This window comes from Leuconostoc rapi, assembly GCF_016908715.1.
Lineage (GTDB): Bacteria > Bacillota > Bacilli > Lactobacillales > Lactobacillaceae > Leuconostoc > Leuconostoc rapi.
Genome location: NZ_JAFBEK010000002.1, coordinates 185,316 through 205,677, shown reverse-complemented (window position 1 = coordinate 205,677; position 20,362 = coordinate 185,316). Strand labels below are relative to the sequence as shown.

17 protein-coding genes and 3 tRNA genes are annotated in these 20,362 nt (G+C 38.9%); 4 read left to right on the top strand and 16 right to left on the bottom strand.

Translation table 11 applies throughout. From position 1 onward, the window contains the following. Positions 1–204: 204 nt before the first annotated feature. Together JOD28_RS03355 and JOD28_RS03350 are read left to right on the top strand one after the other, a co-directional pair. Complete coding sequence (locus tag JOD28_RS03355; RefSeq protein ID WP_204769470.1) at positions 205–456, top strand: DUF6290 family protein; 252 nt, start codon at positions 205–207, stop codon at positions 454–456. After that, positions 449–727, top strand: a complete 279-nt coding sequence (locus tag JOD28_RS03350) for a type II toxin-antitoxin system RelE family toxin (protein ID WP_204769469.1) — start codon at positions 449–451, stop codon at positions 725–727. Before JOD28_RS03355 ends, JOD28_RS03350 begins: the two co-directional genes overlap by 8 nt. Positions 728–745: 18 nt before the next feature. On the opposite strand, the gene JOD28_RS03345 is transcribed toward JOD28_RS03350, so the two are convergent. The 3 genes from JOD28_RS03345 to JOD28_RS03335 all read right to left on the bottom strand — a co-directional run bounded on the left by JOD28_RS03345 (position 746) and on the right by JOD28_RS03335 (position 4,990). Then, positions 746–2,134 carry a DUF2130 domain-containing protein gene (locus JOD28_RS03345; protein WP_204769468.1) on the bottom strand — a complete coding sequence of 463 codons (1,389 nt, stop codon included), beginning with the start codon at positions 2,132–2,134 and terminating at the stop codon, positions 746–748. Beyond that, entirely contained in the window at positions 2,121–3,422 is a 1,302-nt protein-coding gene (locus JOD28_RS03340) for an APC family permease (protein ID WP_204769467.1), read from the bottom strand. Before JOD28_RS03340 ends, JOD28_RS03345 begins: the two co-directional genes overlap by 14 nt. A gap of 245 nt (positions 3,423–3,667) precedes the next feature. Further along, on the bottom strand, positions 3,668–4,990 hold the full coding sequence (locus JOD28_RS03335; protein WP_204769466.1) for an APC family permease: 1,323 nt from the start codon (positions 4,988–4,990) through the stop codon (positions 3,668–3,670). A 298-nt stretch (positions 4,991–5,288) separates the two neighbouring features. Here JOD28_RS03335 and JOD28_RS03330 point away from each other — a divergent pair, with 298 nt between their 5' ends. After that, positions 5,289–6,455 carry an MFS transporter gene (locus JOD28_RS03330; RefSeq protein WP_204769465.1) on the top strand — a complete coding sequence of 389 codons (1,167 nt, stop codon included), beginning with the start codon at positions 5,289–5,291 and terminating at the stop codon, positions 6,453–6,455. Between the two features lie 168 nt (positions 6,456–6,623). Here the strand turns inward: JOD28_RS03330 and JOD28_RS03325 are convergent. The 12 genes from JOD28_RS03325 to pth all read right to left on the bottom strand — a co-directional run bounded on the left by JOD28_RS03325 (position 6,624) and on the right by pth (position 18,629). After that, positions 6,624–6,696 (bottom strand) — tRNA-Thr (locus tag JOD28_RS03325). A gap of 29 nt (positions 6,697–6,725) precedes the next feature. Next, a tRNA-Asn gene (locus JOD28_RS03320) sits at positions 6,726–6,798 on the bottom strand. A 116-nt stretch (positions 6,799–6,914) separates the two neighbouring features. Next, a tRNA-Asn gene (locus JOD28_RS03315) sits at positions 6,915–6,987 on the bottom strand. Positions 6,988–7,071: 84 nt separating this feature from the next. After that, the gene (gene lysS / locus JOD28_RS03310) at positions 7,072–8,553 is read right to left on the bottom strand and encodes a lysine--tRNA ligase (RefSeq protein WP_204769464.1); all 1,482 of its coding nucleotides are present in this window, start codon (positions 8,551–8,553) and stop codon (positions 7,072–7,074) included. Between the two features lie 164 nt (positions 8,554–8,717). Beyond that, the gene (hslO, locus tag JOD28_RS03305) at positions 8,718–9,614 is read right to left on the bottom strand and encodes an Hsp33 family molecular chaperone HslO (protein ID WP_204769463.1); all 897 of its coding nucleotides are present in this window, start codon (positions 9,612–9,614) and stop codon (positions 8,718–8,720) included. A 75-nt stretch (positions 9,615–9,689) separates the two neighbouring features. Further along, positions 9,690–11,786, bottom strand: a complete 2,097-nt coding sequence (gene ftsH, locus JOD28_RS03300) for an ATP-dependent zinc metalloprotease FtsH (protein ID WP_204769462.1) — start codon at positions 11,784–11,786, stop codon at positions 9,690–9,692. Between the two features lie 23 nt (positions 11,787–11,809). Then, positions 11,810–12,349 (bottom strand): hypoxanthine phosphoribosyltransferase, encoded by a 540-nt coding sequence (gene hpt / locus JOD28_RS03295; RefSeq protein WP_204769461.1) that lies wholly within the window; start codon positions 12,347–12,349, stop codon positions 11,810–11,812. After that, positions 12,349–13,656, bottom strand: a complete 1,308-nt coding sequence (gene tilS / locus JOD28_RS03290) for a tRNA lysidine(34) synthetase TilS (RefSeq protein ID WP_204769460.1) — start codon at positions 13,654–13,656, stop codon at positions 12,349–12,351. The genes hpt and tilS overlap by 1 nt, the downstream gene beginning before the upstream one ends. A 29-nt stretch (positions 13,657–13,685) precedes the next feature. Then, positions 13,686–14,081 carry an FtsB family cell division protein gene (locus JOD28_RS03285; RefSeq protein ID WP_204769459.1) on the bottom strand — a complete coding sequence of 132 codons (396 nt, stop codon included), beginning with the start codon at positions 14,079–14,081 and terminating at the stop codon, positions 13,686–13,688. A gap of 69 nt (positions 14,082–14,150) precedes the next feature. Continuing rightward, entirely contained in the window at positions 14,151–14,441 is a 291-nt protein-coding gene (locus tag JOD28_RS03280; RefSeq protein ID WP_204769458.1) for an RNA-binding S4 domain-containing protein, read from the bottom strand. Positions 14,442–14,479: 38 nt separating this feature from the next. Then, complete coding sequence (mfd, locus tag JOD28_RS03275; protein WP_204769457.1) at positions 14,480–18,004, bottom strand: transcription-repair coupling factor; 3,525 nt, start codon at positions 18,002–18,004, stop codon at positions 14,480–14,482. 55 nt (positions 18,005–18,059) lie between these two features. Beyond that, positions 18,060–18,629 carry an aminoacyl-tRNA hydrolase gene (gene pth, locus JOD28_RS03270; RefSeq protein WP_204769456.1) on the bottom strand — a complete coding sequence of 190 codons (570 nt, stop codon included), beginning with the start codon at positions 18,627–18,629 and terminating at the stop codon, positions 18,060–18,062. Positions 18,630–18,747: 118 nt separating this feature from the next. Here pth and cbpA point away from each other — a divergent pair, with 118 nt between their 5' ends. Further along, on the top strand, positions 18,748–19,392 hold the full coding sequence (gene cbpA, locus JOD28_RS03265) for a cyclic di-AMP binding protein CbpA (RefSeq protein WP_204769455.1): 645 nt from the start codon (positions 18,748–18,750) through the stop codon (positions 19,390–19,392). Between the two features lie 31 nt (positions 19,393–19,423). Here cbpA and JOD28_RS03260 read toward each other — a convergent pair whose 3' ends face one another. Next, positions 19,424–20,311 (bottom strand): prenyltransferase, encoded by an 888-nt coding sequence (locus JOD28_RS03260; RefSeq protein WP_204769454.1) that lies wholly within the window; start codon positions 20,309–20,311, stop codon positions 19,424–19,426. Between the last annotated feature and the right edge of the window lie 51 nt (positions 20,312–20,362).

The following is a 20,362-nucleotide window of genomic DNA, read 5'->3' as shown; positions in this document are numbered from 1 at the left end:
ATCTGCAAAATCAACGTCTACTGCTTAATTATATAACAACTGACTCCTTGAAAATATGCATCATTCGTCAGAGTAGACTCCTGTACTTTTTCTGATTTTTAAACCATACATTACTAATTCCAACATGTTATCAATAATCATTGTACCCACATCCAACTACAAATTGTAGTATAATATAACTACAAATATCACGGAGGAATTCTAATGACCACATATGCGACTTCAATTCGTTTTGATGATACCTTAATGGAAAACGTCAAAGCCTACGCTCATAACCAACATATTTCAACTTCAAAATTTATTGAACAGACAGTTGCTGAAAAAATAACCGATTTAATGGATTATCAAATTGCCGAGAATGCTTATCAGGCATGGGAAGCAGATAATTTTAAGACAACTTCACTCAATGATTTCTTAACTGAATTTGACTTAACAGATTTAACTGACAATGACTAAATACACTGTCGCATTCGCAGACTCTTATAAGAAAACGTTTCGCAAACTAGACAAATCAACACAACGTCTGATTACCAAATGGATTATCACGCACCTACATGATGTTGATTTCCCAACATCACCTGGTAAAGCACTAACGGGTGAGTTATCTGGTCTTGTTCGCTTTCGTATGGGTGATTTTCGTATCATTACAAAGGTTGATAATCAAGTATTCATCATTACCGCACTTTATGTTGGCAAACGTTCTGAAATTTATAAATTCAAGCCATAACAGACTGTTATGGTTTTTTTATTCACCCACCTCATCAAACTTCGCCTTCATCGTTGGATTACCCCTTGTCAGCTTCTTAACGCTCACATCTTCCAACTTATTGTTAGCTAAGCGCAACTGGTTCTCAGAAGTCGTCAGCGAACGTTTAACGGCTTCCATACGTGCAATGGACTTATCAATCTCATCAATAGCTGTTTTAAAGTTTTTTGATGCACTTTGATAATTTTTACCAAAGGCTGTTTTAAAGTTTGTTAGATCACTTTCAAAATGTGTAATATCCACATTCTGCTCGCGTACCTGTTCTAATTCTTGCTTATAAGCCACACTATTCAACGCTGCATTACGCAACACGCCAATGAATTGGATAAAGAATTGTGGCCGAATGACATACATTTTATCATACTCTGAGACTTGCACAATCCCAGTATTATAGTAATCGCTATCGGCTTCTAACATGGACACCAAGACAGCATATTCTGTCTTTTTCTCGCGACGATCTTTGTCTAGCTCCTTGAAAAAGTCCACATTTTTATGCTTTGACGCAGTCGTGTCAGCTTCATTTTTCATATCAAACATGATACTAATAAATTCTAACCCATCTTGGAAATCTCGGAAAATGAAGTCCCCTTTCGAATTGGTCTCCGACAAAGTATTATCTTTCTCAAAATAAGCATTTGGAAAAGCATATGGCCGAATTTTGTTGAATTCTGTCATCGCATATTGTTCCAAACTTTCACCAATCTCTTTAGTTGATTGACGTGCTTTAAAGTCTTTATAGAACTCAACTTGTTCATTAGCCGTTTTGAGTTGCGCTTCATATTGACTTTGAATGTTAGCCAACTGTAACTGCTTCTCTTGGTCTTTTAACTGGAGCTGTGACGTTAATTCAGACACTTTTTGATCTCGTTGCGCTAACTCACTTTGAACTACTGCCTCTTTTTTAAGCAATTGTGTGGCCAGTTCAGATTGGCTTTGTTGCGTAATTGTTTGAATTTTTGACTCTAGTTCAGCAATTTCAGTCTGCTTTTGTGCTAAAGTGGCTTGCATTGTTAATTCTTGTTGTACTAATTGGGCTTTCAACTCAGCATCATTTTGTTGCGCGATGCTTTTAAGTTCCGTCTCGAGCGCAACGATGCGATTATCTTTGTCATTAATGGTTGCTTGTAACGTTTGTTTTTGCGTCTGTAAATGATTAGCCAGCTCAATATCTGTTTGTTTAGCTTGTTGCACTGCCCATTCTTCTTTGGCTTGGGCAACCCGATCCGCAATCATATCAGCGATTTTACCATTAATGATACTGGTATCAATATTTTGCTCATCAGTTAAATCAATCATATCGCCAACTTGGGCAGCTTGATCTAATACTAATTCAGTCTGTGATGCGATGTGAAATTTAATTTTTGCCATGGTTAGCGTGCCTTTCTTTGAGTAGCTTTTTTTGTTGCTTAATTTTTTCTAAGTGCGCATCATCTACTTTGACAAATAAATAAATTACAGATAATATCACAATAAAACTCACACCGAATAGCAAGACACGTGGTGTAAATGACGCTAGTAGAATGAGCGAGAATAACACAGTACCCGAACCAATCCAACGATATTTTGCTTTAATATTTGCTAAGCCTGTTGATAGATATTGAACAAAACTCATAAACACTGTTAAGCCACTAAGAAAAACATAATTACCAGTTAAAAATAGGCAAATACCGACAACTATGGTTAAAATAACGGCTAGCACTGGACTTCCAAATCGATTTTTTCGAGCCACCAATAAAGGCACATCTTCATGATCTAAAGCTAAGCTAGAAAGAATTGTCGGCGTATTAAAAGTTGTCGCCACAATCACGCCAAATATTGACCAACAAACACTAATAACAAACAGTGGTATGCCAATAGCACCAACTACTTCTGAAAAAATTGTCGCCGCAGGCACAATCGTATCTGGCAAGTGATGACCTAACACACCAATGGTAATACCTTGAATGATCAAATAAATCGCGATACAAGTAACCATGACAAAACTCATGATTTTCGGTAAATTTTTAGCCGGATTCTTCATTTTTTCCGCATTAACTGGTAAAAATGAAAAACCAGTAAAGAAAAAGAACACAGTCCCATATGCTGATAAAAAGCCAGTTAGAGTGGTTGGAAATGACGATGTTGCTAAGGGTGCAAAATTAAAATTTGCTAACTTAACAAGCCAAATAGTCGTTACAATAAAAACAACCACAATTAAAACTTTAATTAAAGAAGTCACATTGTCTAACACAGAAATAATCGCCGAACCAAAACAAGATATAATACCCAATATCACCAGTAATACAACACCAATCATGCGCGTATTAATATTTGGTGAAATCATTTTGATCGCTGTCAAGAGTGCAGATACCTCTGTTGCCATTGTCACTGTGCCTAGTAACCATGTTACCATGCCAACAATGAAACCGACAAAACGACCAAAAACTGCCTTAGCATAAATAAATGCACCACCATTTTCAGGATACAGTTTACTCATATTAGCATATGAAAACGCAATGACAAAAATAGACAGTCCTGCCAATAAGATAGCCAATAAACTCCATGTCCCTGCATCACGATAAATTTTGCCAGATAACAAAAAAATACCCGAACCGATAATTGAATTGATTCCCAGCAAGTAAATGACTGACGGAGAAAGTAATTTTTTTTCTGCCATTATCTCATCTTCTTTTCTCAAAGTTACCCTAATTATATCAAAAAAACTTACTGCTGATGAAAGGTCAAAAAAATTAGATAAAGCAAATAAACTGACATGATTCTCATACAGTTTTTTAGGCACTGTCGAACACTCGTTTGTAGTTATATTTATTGGTTTTATATTAGTAAAAAAAACGATAACTAGGACATACCAAACTATCCTAGTCATCGCGTTAAATTCAGAATAACACATTTTTTATTTTCTTACTTGTGACGGTGTTGCATCACAAAGTATAATGGTAGCCCTGCCAATGTAGCACCGACACCAATCAAAGCTAATTGCCATTCTGTCATCAACGTCATGACAATGATGAATAAGCCACCTAAAATAGCAATGATTGGCATGACTGGATATAGTGGTACACGATATGGTCTTTTAAGATCTGGTTCCGTATGACGTAACTTAATGACTGCCACAAAGACTAACGTGTAAAATAACCAAATCACGAAAACCAACATATCCGTGAGCATATCAAAGCCACCCATGAACATTAGGCCAATCGCTAAGACCAGTTGAAATATGCCAGCAATATAAGGCACTTGAAAACGGTTTAATTTAACCAACTGGTTAGAAAATGGCAAACCTTTTTCCAAAGCCATCGCGTAAGGTAAGCGCATCCCCGTCATTGTATAGCCATTCAATGTCCCATAAATGGAAATAAGAATACCAATCGTAATCAATTTACCACCGAAACCGCCAAAAATCTGTTGCGCAGCATCCATTGCAGTGTTCGCATTGCCCTGAACAGCGCTAAATGGCAACGCATGCAAGAACGCGTAGTTCACAAGCAAGTAAATCACCATGATGCCTACTAAACCACCAGCAATGGCACGTGGCAAATCACGCGTTGGATTTTTCATCTCACCAGCAATATTACCAACATGAATCCAACCATCATAAGCATACATTGTTGCTAATAAGCCAGCACCCATAGCTGAAGCCCAGCCACCCACAGCATGTCCAGGCGATACTGGGAAAATGCTCACGTCAACGCCACCAGGCTGTAACAAACCAAAAATAATGATCAACGCTAATGGAATGAGCTTGAAAAATAAAGTGATTGACTGAAACTGACCAGCTATTTTTGAACCAAGCATATTAATAGCCGCAACAGAGACCAATGCTGCGATACCTGAAGGAATAATGGCGATATAGCCCCAATGAAACAGGTTAGCCACCTGTGTGCCGAAAATAATACCTTTGGCCGCCAAACTGGCTGGGAAATAAATAATAATTTGTGCCCAACCTAATAAATAACTAGCCAATTTACCATAGGCACGCTCGATATAAACTAACATACCCCCAGTTTGTGGCAAAGCTGCCGCTAATTCAGCACCAGTTAAACCAGCTGCTAAACTGATCAAACCACCAACAAGCCATACAAATAATGACATACTTGTTGACCCTGTCGCATCAGCGACACTTGATGCTTTATAAAACACACCAGCACCAATAACTGTCCCGACCACTGTTGAAATAGCCGGAAGCAAGGTCATTGTGCGATTAAGATTTTGATTCGTCCCCATGTTTACCTCTTTAACTGCATTTAATCATACTCTTTTATAATACCAGTTTGCGCGCCGCAAAGACATCATTTTTTTACGTTTTTTTAACCAGGTACTGATGAAAATTAATGTCACCTTACTAACTTGACACCAACTTTTTTTGATGATATTCTGTCTTGAGATAGTAATAAATACTGACGCAATTTTAATTGCGTTTGCGTTATCCTGCAATAGTGGATGTAGACTGGGCGTTGTCAATGCGACGCCCTCTTTTTTATACCCTTTTTTACGAAATTGAAAGAAAGCGTAATTATTTCTCATGACAAAAACTCAACAACGTGCCCTCGTATTATTGGTCGGTTCACAACTCTTAATTATGCTTGGCATTGGTTTAATTATTCCAGTCGAACCTTATATTAAACAGGATATGTCGCTTACTGCAACTGACATGGGAATCATGGCAGCGTTATTTGCTGCTGTCCAATTTATTGCTTCACCAATTATTGGTCGCTTTTCAGACAAATTCGCACGTTTACCATTGATTGCTGCTGGTCTGCTGCTATTCGCTATTTCAGAAGGGTTATTTGCTTTTGGTATTGGCCACTCACTTTTGCAATTAAACATTGCCCGTGCCTTAGGTGGCTTAGCTGCAGCTCTGTCAATGCCCTCAATTACTGCGCTAGCATCTAACATGACAACAAGTGAAAATCGTGCCCGCGTCATTGGTTGGTTATCTGCCTCATTTAGTGGTGGTATTATTTTAGGTCCTGGTATTGGTGGTGTCTTAGCTAACATTAATCACACCTTGCCGTTTTTTGGCTCTGCTATCTTAGGGTTAATTGCTTTTGTCGTCTTTATTATTTTTATGCCTGATGAAAATAAGTTACGCATTGTTTCCCACACAATTCAAGATAACGCAATCAAACCAACAGGCCATTTTTGGTCTGTCGCACTAAGCATGCTACTGCTTATGATTCTCGTGTCTTCATTCGGATTAGCGGCGTTTGAAAATATGTTTAGCCTTTATTTCCATGATGTTCGTGGTTTTAATTTAACTGAAATTGCTTGGTTCTTAGTCGTCAATGGCTTTTTATCACTAATCATTCAGGTTGTCTTTTTTGAAAAAATGGTGCGTTATATCGGTGAATTAATGGTCATTCGTATCAGTTTTATATCGGGATTCTTAGCTATTATTTGGATCTTATTTTCCCAAAGTAAATGGGAAGTCTTTGTCGCTACACTCATCGCCTTTGTAGGATTTGATATCTTGCGTCCAGCGATCACCACGTTGTTATCACATGTGAACGAAGACCGACAAGGTCTAATCAACGGTTTGAACATGTCGTTAACCAGTGTTGGTAATATTATTGGTCCGGTACTGGGCGGTGTCCTATTGGATATTGGCAGTAACTTACCCTACATGTTTGTAGCAATTATTTTAGCAATCGCCAGTGTGCTGACGTTTACAGTTCGATTTAAAAAATAATTGCCACAAAATTAATACACTAGACATATATTAAGAACAACGATTGAAAAATATATTTATCACATACAACTGACACGTAACAGGTTTACAAGCGCTATCCTACTACGCACGTCATTCAGATGTCACAGACAAAAAAGATCTCTAATTATAATTAGAGATCTTACAAAATGCCGACGAGAGGAATCGAACCTCCGACCCCAGGTTTACGATACCCGTGCTCTACCAACTGAGCTACATCGGCAAGTAGATAACATTGAGGTTATCTGATAACTCCGACTGCCGGGCTCGAACCGGCGACAACCTGATTAACAGTCAGGTGCTCTACCAACTGAGCTAAGTCGGAATAATTGCTTAACACAACTATTTAATTATGCCAGTTTCGTTCTTATTTGTCAATACTTTTCGGTCTAAAACCATGCACAAAAAAAGCAAATCCTTTAAGATTTGCTTCTCATATAACTCCGACTGTCGGGCTCGAACCGACGACAACCTGATTAACAGTCAGGTGCTCTACCAACTGAGCTAAGTCGGAATAATTGCTTAACACAACTTAATTATTATATCTAATAACTAGGGGTTCTGTCAAGCTTTTTAAAATCATTTTTTCAAAATTAATCTAACGCATTGTTGGGAATAACAATACATCGCGAATGGAATCAGAATCGGTCAATAACATAATCAAACGATCAATACCAATACCCAAACCACCTGTTGGTGGCATACCGTATTCCAACGCTTCTATGAAGTCTTCATCAATGCTTTCAGCTTCATCATTACCATTTTCACGTTCAGCTACTTGTGCTTCAAAACGTGCACGTTGATCAATTGGATCATTTAATTCAGTAAAGGCATTACCATACTCACTACCCATAATGAATAATTCAAATCGATCAGTAAAGCGGTCGTCATCAACATTACGTTTAGCCAATGGCGATACTTCAACCGGATGACCGTAAACAAATGTTGGTTGTACTAGTGTATCTTCGACAAATTCCTCAAAGAACGCATTAATAATATGGCCTACACCCCAATACTTCTCGTACTTCACATGCTTGTCATCCGCCAACTTTTGCGCCGCTTCAACAGTCATATCCTGCCAAAAATCAACACCAGTTTGTTCCTTAATCAAGTCAACCATATGCTTACGAACAAAACGTGTTCCTAGATCAATTTCTGTCCCTTGATACGTCACCTTAAGGTCGTCAGACACAACTGAGGCTGCCGCTTTGAAAATCCCCTCAGTCTCGTTCATCACGTCTGTAAAGTCCATATAAGCCGCATACGTTTCCATCGTAGTAAATTCAGGGTTGTGCTTTGGATCCATGCCCTCATTACGGAAAATACGCCCAATTTCATAGACACGTTCAAAACCACCCACAACTAAGCGCTTCAAATACAATTCAGTAGCAATACGCATGTACATGTCAATGTTCAACGCATTGTGATGTGTTATAAATGGTCGCGCTGCTGCACCGCCCGCTTCAGTCTGTAGGATAGGCGTCTCAACTTCCATGAAGTCTTGCGAATCCATGTAAGCACGAATTGCTGAGATGATTTTTGAGCGCAACTGGAACTTTTTAAATGATTCTTCATTCGCAATCAAATCCAAATAACGCTTGCGATAACGCGTTTCAACATCTGCAATACCATGAAACTTGTCGGGCATTGGACGCAAAGCTTTTGTTAAATGAGTTAATTCCGTCGCCAAAATTGTCAATTCGCCCGCTTCAGTCTTCATCATAATGCCCTTGATACCAAGGAAATCACCTAAATCAGCGCGTTTGATAATTGGATAATTTTCAGCCAAATCATCACGTCTAGCATAAACTTGTATCTTGCCAGAAACATCTCGGAAATCAGCAAAAATGACTTTACCAGCGCCACGTTTAGCAACCATACGTCCCGCGATAATCACTGCATGTGGTGTATCCACAAGTTCTTCTAAAGTACTATTATCATATAAATCGTGCAATTCTTGCGCCTTAGCTGTACGCTCAAATCGCTTACCAAATGGATCTAATTTTAAATCATCAACTATCGTCGCTAACTTTTGACGACGTGCTAACATTTGATCATTAAGCGCTTTTTCTTCTGCCATGTCTTTTAGCGCACCCAATACAAGATAACAACTATCTTCATATCATTACAAAGATTGTCCAAGCATTGGGTACATCTCCTCCAGTTTATTCCGGTAATTAATGACCGGTTTTAAATGTTTTCACTAATAATTACTATACCAAAAATTACGGCTAACCTCAAAGGTTACTCTGCATTATTAGCATTTATTTCTAAAATAACATCGCGTAACTCATCAACTGTGAAAAAGTATCGTTTTCCGGAGAACTTACCCACAACTTCGGCGCCATTATCTTCATCAATCATTGCCTGAACTTCTTTAGCTGGTAAAGTAGTCAACATTTGTCGATAAGCCGATTTATCAGGTTCCGCAGCTAATCCCACGCCTGCAACCTGCAAAATTTCGACTTCATTTTTACCAAAAATTGCCTCTAACATTTCTAAAGGTGTATATCCTGCTACTAACATCTCGGACAATGGTTTCATATTTTTTAATGCATTTTCGAGTTCGTCAATCGCTTCATCTGTTGCATCTGGCAGCGCTTGTACTAAAAAACCACCAGCAGCTTCAACTGTATCATCTGGATTCATATAGACTGAAACACCGACGACTGAGGGAATTTGCTCTGATTGGGCAAGATAGTATGTAAAGTCATCCCCAATTTCACCAGAAACAAGCTGGCTTTGTCCAATATAAGGATTTGCATAAGGCGCAAACTTAGTAATTTGCAAAAAACCATTTGTCCCAACTGCTTGAGACACATCCAATTGCCCTTTATCATCAAATACGGGTTCGAGTTGCGGGTTTGTTACATAACCTCGAACACTCCCTTTTGCATCAGCTTCGACAACAACATTGCCTACAGGCCCACGTCCGTTAATTTGGATCGACATGCGCTCTTCGCCTTTAAGTACAGATTGGGCCGTTAAGGTCGTTGCCAACAAGCCCCGTCCCAAAACAACAGCGGCCATACGCGTTGTTTCATGCGCCACTGCCGCTTCTCGAACAAGATTTTTGCCATTTAAAGCATAAGCACGAAAATTTTTATTTTTTGTAATTGTTTTAATAAACTGATCTGACATTTTTCTTTTCCTACTTGTTATTATATTTTACGCTAGTTTAAAATAAAAAAGTTGACGCTACCGTCAACTTCTATTTTACTTATTGTCTTCACTTTCGTCATCACGAGTTGATTCATCTGAGGGTTCAGCTTCTGAACGATCAGTGTCATCATCTTTTTCTGACTCATCAGGATGCTCAAAACGTGCTTCAGCTTGAGAATCTTTAGCATCTGCAGCAGCTTTTGCTTCTTCAAATGATTTTGCTTTTGCCAATTCATCATTGTCTTGAATATCTTTACGTGTAAATTCACCCGTTTCATAGATATCCTTGATTTGCTTTTCGTCCAATGTCTCAACTTCAAGCAAAGCTTCGGCAATAGCTGCAAGCTTATCTTTATGCTCTGAAATAATAGCAGTTGCGTCATCAAACGCCTCTTTTGAGAGACGACGTACTTCTTCATCAATCAAGCGTGCCGTTTCTTCGGAATAGTTACGATTACCAGCTTGTTCCGCATAACCAACGCTCGCGTTACCTTCTAGTTGTACCATCCCTAATTTGTCTGACATACCAAAGGCTGTAACCATTTGACGTGCCAAGCCTGTTGCCTGCTGGAAATCGTTTGATGCGCCTGAACTGGCTTCATTAAATGAGAACAGTTCAGATGCGCGACCGCCCATAAGGCCAGCTAGTTGTTCTTTTGCTTCAGAATAACGTAAGTTGTAACGATCAGACTTTGGTGTCATTAAGGCATAACCACCAATACGACCACGTGGCACGATTGTTACCTTACGAACAATTGATGCTTCGGAGCGAACCAAACCAACCAACGCGTGACCAGCTTCATGATAAGCTGTTGTCCGACGCTCTTTTTCAGACATGCCACGATTAGTTTTAGCTGGTCCTTGGAAAATTCGGTCCTCAGCTTCATCAATATCTGCTGCATCCACCTTTTTCTTATTACGACGAGCAGCTAACAAAGCAGCTTCGTTTAATAAGTTTTCCAAATCGGCACCAACATAACCTGGTGTTTGTTGTGCGACAGCTTTCAAGTCAACATTATCAGCTAAAGGTTTATTTTTAGCATGAACATTAAGAATTGCTTCACGTCCCTTAACATCGGGTGCGCCGATCAAAATTTTACGATCAAATCGACCTGAACGAAGTAAGGCCGGATCTAAGACGTCTGAACGGTTGGTTGATGCAAGTATAATCACACCTTCTGACCCTTCGAAGCCATCCATTTCAATTAAAATCTGGTTCAATGTTTGTTCACGTTCATCATTTCCGCCACCCATACCAGTACCGCGGCGACGACCGACAGCATCTATTTCATCAATAAATATAATTGCTGGGGCTGATTTTTTAGCATTCTCGAATAAGTCACGTACACGTGAGGCACCAACACCAACAAACATCTCCACAAAGTCTGAACCAGACATTGAAAAGAATGGGACGTTCGCTTCACCTGCAACCGCTTTAGCAAGCAATGTTTTACCTGTTCCGGGAGGTCCCTCAAGCAAAACACCCTTTGGAATACGAGCACCTAAACTAACGAATTTCTTAGGTGACTTTAAGAATTCAACAACTTCGACTAATTCTTGCTTTTCTTCTTCGGCACCAGCCACATCAGAAAAACGTACTTTATTATCTTTTGGATCAGATGGCTTAGCTTTAGACTTACCAAAGCTCATCATACCGCCTTGTCCGCCGCCTTTACCACCTGCTTGACTCATCATAAGATAAAATACTGCAACAATTAAGACAACAGGAATTAATGAAACAAGTAGGTTCAACCAAAAGCCAGATGACTCTTGTTGCTTTGTTACCAAACCTGTCTTTGTTTTTGTTGCTGCTTCTGTTACAGACTTCAAGGACGTATCATTTGGCAAAACCGTTGACGTAAACTTTGTCACCTTTTGCGACTGTTGTAAAATATTAAAGCCTTTATCTGCTTTAACAGTCTTTGCTTTACGATATTCACCCGTAATATTGTAAACGCCATTACTTGGCTGCACTGTGATTGATTTGAGGTCTTTATCGTTCAACGCAGTCATAAATTCACTTGACGTGAGGTCTTTAGATGTTGACTTGTCGTTTCCAAACAAACCATAAATCATACCTACAACAGCAAGAAAAATGAAGACATAAAAGATCGAACTTTTTAAAAAACCACCTTTTGGATTGTTATTCATTAAGTTTCCCCAATTTCTAGAAGTTAATCAGTATAAACTTCTTTTTTCAAAATACCAACATACGGCAAATTCCGGTATAATTCTTTGTAATCTAGACCATAGCCGACAACAAATTCGTTTCGCACATCGAAGCCAACATAATCTGCATCAATTATTACTTTACGTCCTGCTTTTTTATCAAGTAGCGTCGCGACTTTAATCGAGCTGGCGCCACGTTTGGCAAGTAATTCCTTCATAAATAGCAATGACTGACCTGTATCAACGATATCCTCTAAGATAATGACATCACGCCCTTGAATGTCAGAACGTATATCTGTCACAAGTGTGATTTCATTTGTACTAGAGACGCCACCATGGTAACTTGAAACATTGATAAACTCCAAGTCCAAATACAGGTCAACCTCACGTAATAAATCAGCAGTCCATAGGTAAGCACCTTTTAAGACTGACAACACCACTGGTTTTTTCCCAGCATAATCTTGCGTAATTTGCTTGCCTAGACGCACTGCAGCATCATGGATGCGGTCTTGATCAAACAATACTTCTTGTATATCGTTATTCACTACTTTTCCTCAATTCGCCATGCTAACCAATATGGCTTCGCATCTTGTTTGCCGACAAAATCATCATTCACACGCCATTGTTGGCGAATCTTAACCGCAATAACGTCGTCGTCGCGTGTCGCTAAGACTTGCATTTCTTGACGTTCTGCTACTGTTAATTTTTCATCAATTGCCAACCGTCGTATTTTTTTATGTCCATATATGAGTGCAATTTTATCACTTGTTTTTACTGGGCGCAAGTACAACGGTGACGTATTTTGACGTAGGCCAAATGAGAAACTTTTAAGGCCTTCAGTTGGTTGAATATCCGTCCACAGAACCGTGTTTTTTGAAAAATTTTGCCATTGGTTTAATTTTAACATAACTGATGACAAAACTTGTGTCTTATTTGTCACTTTTGTCATATTTTTAAGGTCAATTTGTTGATAACTCTTCACAAATTTAATGTTTTTAGACAGTTGAACAGCCCCTATTGGCTTTTGCTTATTTTCCAAAAGATGACGTATTTGTGATATTTGCGCCTGTTTAAACTGATAAACACCTTTTTTTTGGATAAAACGTTTAATTGTCGGTTCCAGCCATATTGGTGGAATACTTTGCCAATGGTTTTCAATTTGTTGCACGTAAATATCTGTTTGCGCAGTTATTAAAGCGTTGTGCGCTTGTATTTGCTTGGCAAAATCATTAATATGTGCAACTACTTTGGGATTAATTGTTTTGAGTTCTGGTATAATTTGATTTCTGAAAAAATTTCGAGGTGTGTATGAAGCATCGTAATTTGTTTTATCATCACGCCAAGTTAGCCGATTATTCTGTGCATAATCTAGCAACTCTTGTTTAGTTATACCCAGAAAAGGTCGTGTAATATGACTATTTTGATGAGCCATTCCTGCTAATTGAGCGATTTGTCCGCCTCGCACTAGCTTCAATAACACAGTTTCTGCTTGGTCATCCGCATGATGTGCCACCACAATGGTTTCCGTATGATACTGGTGTGCTAATTTTTCAAAAAAAAGGTACCTTAGCTGACGTGCTTTGCCCTCAACAGCCGTATTCGGAATATCAGTCCATGTGGTATATTCAAATATTGCTTGATATTTTTCTGCCAAATGGCGCACAAAAAGCTCATCTGCATCACTTTCTTGACGCAGATGGTAATTAACATGGGCAATAACCAGTTTTGCAGTTGGTAACTGTTTGCGCAAGGTGTGCAGTAATACAACAGAATCGACACCACCTGATACAGCGACAATCACAGTATCGCCCCAATTATAATTTTGTAATTGTTTTTGAATTTTATTAATCATGATAGAAAAAGCACCTGTTGGGTGCTTTTTTAGTTGTTATCCGATGGCAAATTATAAATTAACTCACCCTGCTTTGTGTAACCGTATTTATCCCGTAAAATCTGCTGTAGATAAGTCGGATCGTTTATTTTTTTTGCATCAACTTTTAAGTCAGCATTTGTCTTTTGAACAGCCGTTAAACGGTCCTGCGTTGCGGTTAATGTGACATTTGCCGTATGCAACTTAACTTGACTAATTAATAACTGTACTGCAAAAATTGTCGCAAAAATTGCGCCAAAAAAGAGAATCTTTTTCTCACGATTAGCGTGTGCTCTTTGATAATGCCGCTTAGCCTGCATATTGGCGGGTTCAGAATTACGAATAATAGCACGTATTTCCGGATTAACATGTTGTTTATTCAATTGTCTTCTGTTTTGAGTCGACATGAATTTCACCTGCTCTTAGTTTGGCACGTTCTTAATTTTTTTTCAACAATATTTAAACTTACTTAAACATTAAGCTGACGGTTCATCCCCGACTTGCCGAAAATCTTGCGCAAATGTTTCGCTAACAATTTCATACATATCGGCCGAGTCCTCTTTTTTAGTCGTTTCGATAATTTTAATGACTTTAACTGTCACTGTTTTATTACCAAAGCGCACCTCAAGTTCATCATTCGTTGATACATCAGATGATGATTTAGCGACTTTGCCATTAATTGAAATACGTCCCTGATCTGCAATTTCTTTTGCAACGGTACGACGCTTAATTAAGCGTGACACTTTTAAATATTTATCTAAACGCATATTTTTTACCTCTTTATTTATTCATTAACACTGACTGTCTAGTCTTGTTTCACATCATGTGTTAGGACAACCAACAAAAAATCACGTAAGATATTCAACCAAATGCTACTTTCAGCAACATCATCAACGGTTAAAATTACTTGTAATTTATTTTTTTCTGTTCGAACTGCTACTTTAAGCGGTACGTTTACTAGTGTTTCAAAAATAGTTTCACCAGATAGTTTAGCTGTTGCGTCTGCACTAAAAGTAATGGTTAACATTTTTTTCTGTCGTCTAATACTTGTCACTTGCGCCTGATCAGCTAATTGTTTCACTTGACCGACAAGCAATAATCTAGCGACCTCATCTGGCATTTCACCAAATCTATCCAACATATCAGCTTCAACATCTTCAAACTGCTGATCTGTGCGTGCCTGCCTGATACGAGTATATAGTTCAATTTTCTGTGCACTATCTGGCACATAATCATCTGGTAAGTAAGCTAATACCCCTAAAATCATTTCAGCATCGGTTTCTGGTTGCTGCTTAACTACTTTGGCATCTGGCTTTTCCTGTTTGTTAGCTACTGCTTCCTTTAACATTGCCATATACATATCATACCCAACTGAGTCAATGAAGCCATGTTGTTGTTTGCCAAGCAGATCACCTGCACCACGAATGCTTAAATCACGCATGGCAATACGGAATCCAGAGCCTAACTCAGTAAAATCTCGGATGGCTTCCAGTCTTTTTTCTGCTTCTTCGCTTGGTGTTCGTGAGAAGGGATAGGTGAAGTAAGCGTAAGCTAATCGCGTTGATCGTCCAACACGTCCTCTTAATTGATAGAGTTGCGACAAGCCCATATGGTCCGCATTTTCAACAATCAACGTATTAGCATTAGGAATGTCAACGCCTGTCTCAATAATCGTTGTCGTAACTAATACATCGTAATTACCATTTAAAAAGTCATATAGAACGCTCTCAAGTTGTGTCTCAGACATTTGCCCATGAATTGCAGCTACCCGTGCCGATGGTACAAGATCTTCAATTTGACTAGCCACACGATCAATATCCGCCACACGATTGTGAAGGTAAAATACTTGACCGTTACGGGATAACTCTTTTTCAATAGCATTGCGTACAATAACCCAATCAGCTTCTAAAACATAGGTTTGAATCGGGTACCTGTTAGCAGGCGGGGTTTCAATAACCGATAAATCTCGTGCACCAACCATCGCCATATTTAAAGTCCTTGGTATTGGTGTAGCCGTCAAGGTTAACACATCAACAGAATGACGCAATTGTTTCAAACGTTCCTTATGCTTCACGCCAAAGCGTTGTTCCTCATCAATGATTAATAAACCAAGATCTGAAAAATTGACATCTTTACTCAGCAGACGATGCGTCCCGACAACAACATCGATTTCATGCGCATTTAATTTCCTGATGACTTCTTTGTTGCGCGCTGCCGTTTGAAAACGGCTGAGAACCCCAATTTTAATCTGTGGAAAATCATCGAATCTGGCCAAAATGGTCTCATAGTGTTGTTGAACTAAGATCGTTGTCGGTGCTAGAAATGCCACTTGTTTACCAGCATGAACAGCCTTAAATACCGCTCGCAATGCGACTTCGGTTTTACCAAAACCAACATCTCCGACCAATAATCGATCCATTGGGCGTGCTTTTTGCATATCTGCTTTAATTTCTTCAATCGACCTCATCTGGTCTGGTGTTTCAGGATAACCAAATGCTGTATCAAATTTTAACTGATCTATATCATCAGGTGGATAGGCATAGCCTTGCTGTGCCTCACGTTGCGCGTAAAGTGCTAATAAGTCATCAGCAATGTCTTCAATTTTAGCAGCAACCTGGCGTTTCGTCTTGGCCCATTGTGTGTCGCCAAGTTGATTGAGTTTTGGCGCCTTAGCTGCATCTGAGGCACCAATATATTTCTGAATAAGATTAAGCTGCGTCACTGGGATAAATATTTTAGCATTCTTCTGGTAGGCAATCGAAAGATAATCTTGTTTGCCACCATTAGAAGTCATTGTTTGCAATCCTTCATAACGTCCGATACCATGATTCACGTGCACAACATAATCACCCACGTTGAGCTCATTATATGATTTCAAACGCTCAGCGTTATTGATTTTACGTTGCCGCGGTGCAACACGTTTGGTTTGGGTAAACAACTCATGTTCTGTTAGAACCGTGAGATGTAACTTTGGCCATTCAAAACCACTGGCTAAATCACCAGCCATGACTTGGACTTGATTGGGTTGAACCTGACGCGTTTCAATAATTGGTGTTTTAAACGCGTCTAACGATGTCATAAAAGCTTGCCGGCGTTTCGCATCATTAATCAATAAAATAACCGTTGTACCTGCATCTTGTGCATAAAGTAAATCCGATTTCAAAGCATTTAATTGCCCATAGTATTGGTTTGCCGGACGTGTGATGACTTCTTCTAAATTCGTAAATCGTAATTGATTTAATCCACGTTGGAAATTAGCAAGGTATAATATCGCACGAGTTTCTTGACTTAATATTTCTGATAAATCTGCTCGTAAAATTTGATTAGGTAATAATTGATAAGTTTCAAGCTGCTTGTCAACCCATTCTTGATCATAGGTCAGTTGTTGCAGCCGTGTTTCTTTTAATCTCGTTTGTTCATCAATAATTATTAAGGTGTCTTTTGTAAAATAGTCGCGCAATGTTGTCACACCACCGAAAAAATGAGCAGCATACGGTAACAGTTGATTACCACGTTCACGTTCGTTTAAAACATGTTGCGTCAGCATAAAGCCATCAGTTGCATGTTTTTTGTTAACACCTGTCAGTGTCGTCCGATGGTGACTAAAATCTTTTTCAATGGCTATTTTAGCAGCTTGATACTGTGCCTCTGACACAATAAAGTCTGTCGCCGGTTGCACCACAACTTCTTGTAGTACAGTCGTACTTTTTTGTGTGGCTACATCAAACTGTTTTAATTGATCTAATTCGGTATCAAAAAAATCTAATCGTATAGGGTCATCACTTGTCAGTGGATAAATGTCTATGATTGAGCCACGCTGTGCAAATTCGCCTGCACCTTGTACTAACTTTGCCGGTGTGTAACCCATCATCATCAGTGTTGCTTTAATGTCATTTAAATCGTAACTTTGTCCAACAGTCAATGATAGGTAAGCCTCATCAAGGGTAACTGGCTTTGGTAATAAACGTTCTGCTCCCGCCACGCTGGTCACAACAATTTTCATCTCGCCACGTCTGAGCGCCAATAACGTTTCAATACGTTGCAAACGTAAATCTGGTGAACTAATTGCCATCTCTGTTGCCAAGGACTCTTCTGCTGGAAAATTCAATACATCGTCCATCAGGCCTGATAAATCCGAGAACAACTGATCTGCATGCGCCTGCGTATCTGTCATGACAAGCATTTGTCGTGGCATACCTGCATATAGGGAAGCAATACTAGCTGCACGCGCACTCCCGTTGACGCCTAAAAGCAACTGAGCAGAGTGCTCAGTTGCTTGGTCATTAAGCTGTGTCATTGTTTCTGTTTGTGCTAAAAAATCAGTTAGCATACTTCCAATCAATTCCCCTATTTATTAATCGATCATGATTTCATCGATTTTTTGACTAGCCATTGTATTGGTTACTCAATTGTGCCATAGTTGCACCTTGAATCCAAGCTGTAATTGCTTTTGTACTGTTGTCTAACATATGTGCCACATCTTGTGATTCAGTGGCTGTAAATTGTCCTAAAACATAATTAATCACAACTTGCTTATCATGATCTGGGTGACCTAAACCAAATTTTAGCCGTAAAAAAGTTTGCGAGTTGGTATATGCTATGATTGATTTCAAACCGTTATGACCACCAGCAGAACCTTTAGCACGAAATCTCAATTTACCAAAAGGTAAATCCATATCATCCACCAAAATCATGACATCTTGATTGATATCGCCACCATAATAATCCAAAATTGCGCGTACAGCCTTACCAGAATCGTTCATATAGGTTGTCGGCTTAACTAACATCACCTGTTCCCCATCAACCACTACCTTAGCCGTCAAAGCAAATTGTTTACTCGGTGTAAATGATACTTGATGAGCTACTGCAAATGCATCAACAGCCATAAATCCTATGTTATGGCGTGTCTGATCATACTGCTTGCCAATGTTACCTAATCCAATAATATATTTCATGTTAATTATACGCGCTTCCTTACCAAAATTCTTAATCTTAATTACCAGTATAACAGAATTCTGTGTTATCATGATATATGGCTATTTCATGATAAAAAATTAATTTTAGGATATGCAAATGCTTCATAAATCAATGATTACTCCAAAATCAGAACTCACAACAGTTACTGAAAATACAACAATTGCGCAAGTTAATACATTATTTAATTCTGAAAAAGAAGCGCATACACGTACAATGCCAATTCTAGATGAATCTGGCAGTCTTTTCCGTGGCAATGTGTATAAACAGCACGTTTACGAACATATTGCTAAAAATGGTGATATGAACTTACCTGTAACAGCTATCATGCGCAATTCAACAAAATTTATTTATACAACTAGTCAGTTTTATGAAGTCTTCTTCGCTATTCGTGACCTCCCATTTATTGCCGTACTAGATGAAAATCATCATTTTACTGGTATTTTTACACACGATTCACTCATGGATTTGTTATCTCAGAGTTGGTCTGTCGGTACCGGTGGCGTAGCACTTTCTGTCGCTTCACATAACACGCAGGGCGACCTAAAGATAATTTCAAAAATCATTGCCCGCTACTCAAATATCGAATCCGTGTTGAGCCTACAACCCAAAAACGACACACTTACATTAATGTTTACACTACCCCTCGTTTTTGATAGTGTGCAATTGCAAAAACTCGTGACACATTTAGAAAAAAGGCACTTTACAGTGACAAGTATTGAAGATTTAAAACGGTTTAGCTAAAAGATCTGACTCAAAAGAGTCAGATCTTTTTTTATAATAATATTCCGGCTAACACAACTAATGTCATCCCCAGCATCACAATCACAAGATTTTTGATAGCCAATACAAAGGTTTCTTGCTTGATTGGTCGGTTCACAAATTCCCGTGCATTGCGAAGCACAACCACAAGCAGCACAATCATTGCATAGCTTGTAACCGGTAACCAACCAACAAATGTTACAACACCAATTTCAATAAATGCAGCTACTGCCCAAAAGATGTACAATTTCTTAGCCGATGCCAAACCAATATAATGTACAAGCGTATGCCGCTGATTCTCTTCATCTTCTTCATGATCAGCAATGTTATTAGCAAACATGATTTCAGCAATAAATATAGTCAGCGGTAGACTAACAATAAACCATTGGAATAAGACACTTGGTACAGGAACCATGCGTGTATTAACATAGACTTGCGCAACAAATATAAAATACCCCATTGTTATACCAGAAACAGCTTCACCAAAAGGTGTGTTTGTAATTGGTTTGGGACCCGCTGAGTATAGATAACCAATTAGAAAACTGACAATACCAATAATCCATGTCACATAGTCTGTACGCCATGCAACAAGTACACCGGCTAAGACGGCGATGCCAGCTAACATTTCAGCAACATGCAAGACCTGTTTATTGGTAACAACTTCGCCTTGTGCCTTTTCTCGTAAAAATTCGTTAACTTTTTGGCGTTTGGCATCCTCATAACGATTGAAGGTATTCACTGCCAAATGAACACTCACTGTAGCAATAATCAACAACACAGCATTCAACCAATTTAACCGCGCGTATTGCCATTGGCTATAAGCCAGACCAAACATTAATGGCGCCACACTTGGAATCACAACACGAATTTCAACTAAATCTAAAAATTGTTTTGGTGTCATTTTTTAAACCTCTAATCATCTATTTTACCAGAAAAGCAGACACAAAGGGGG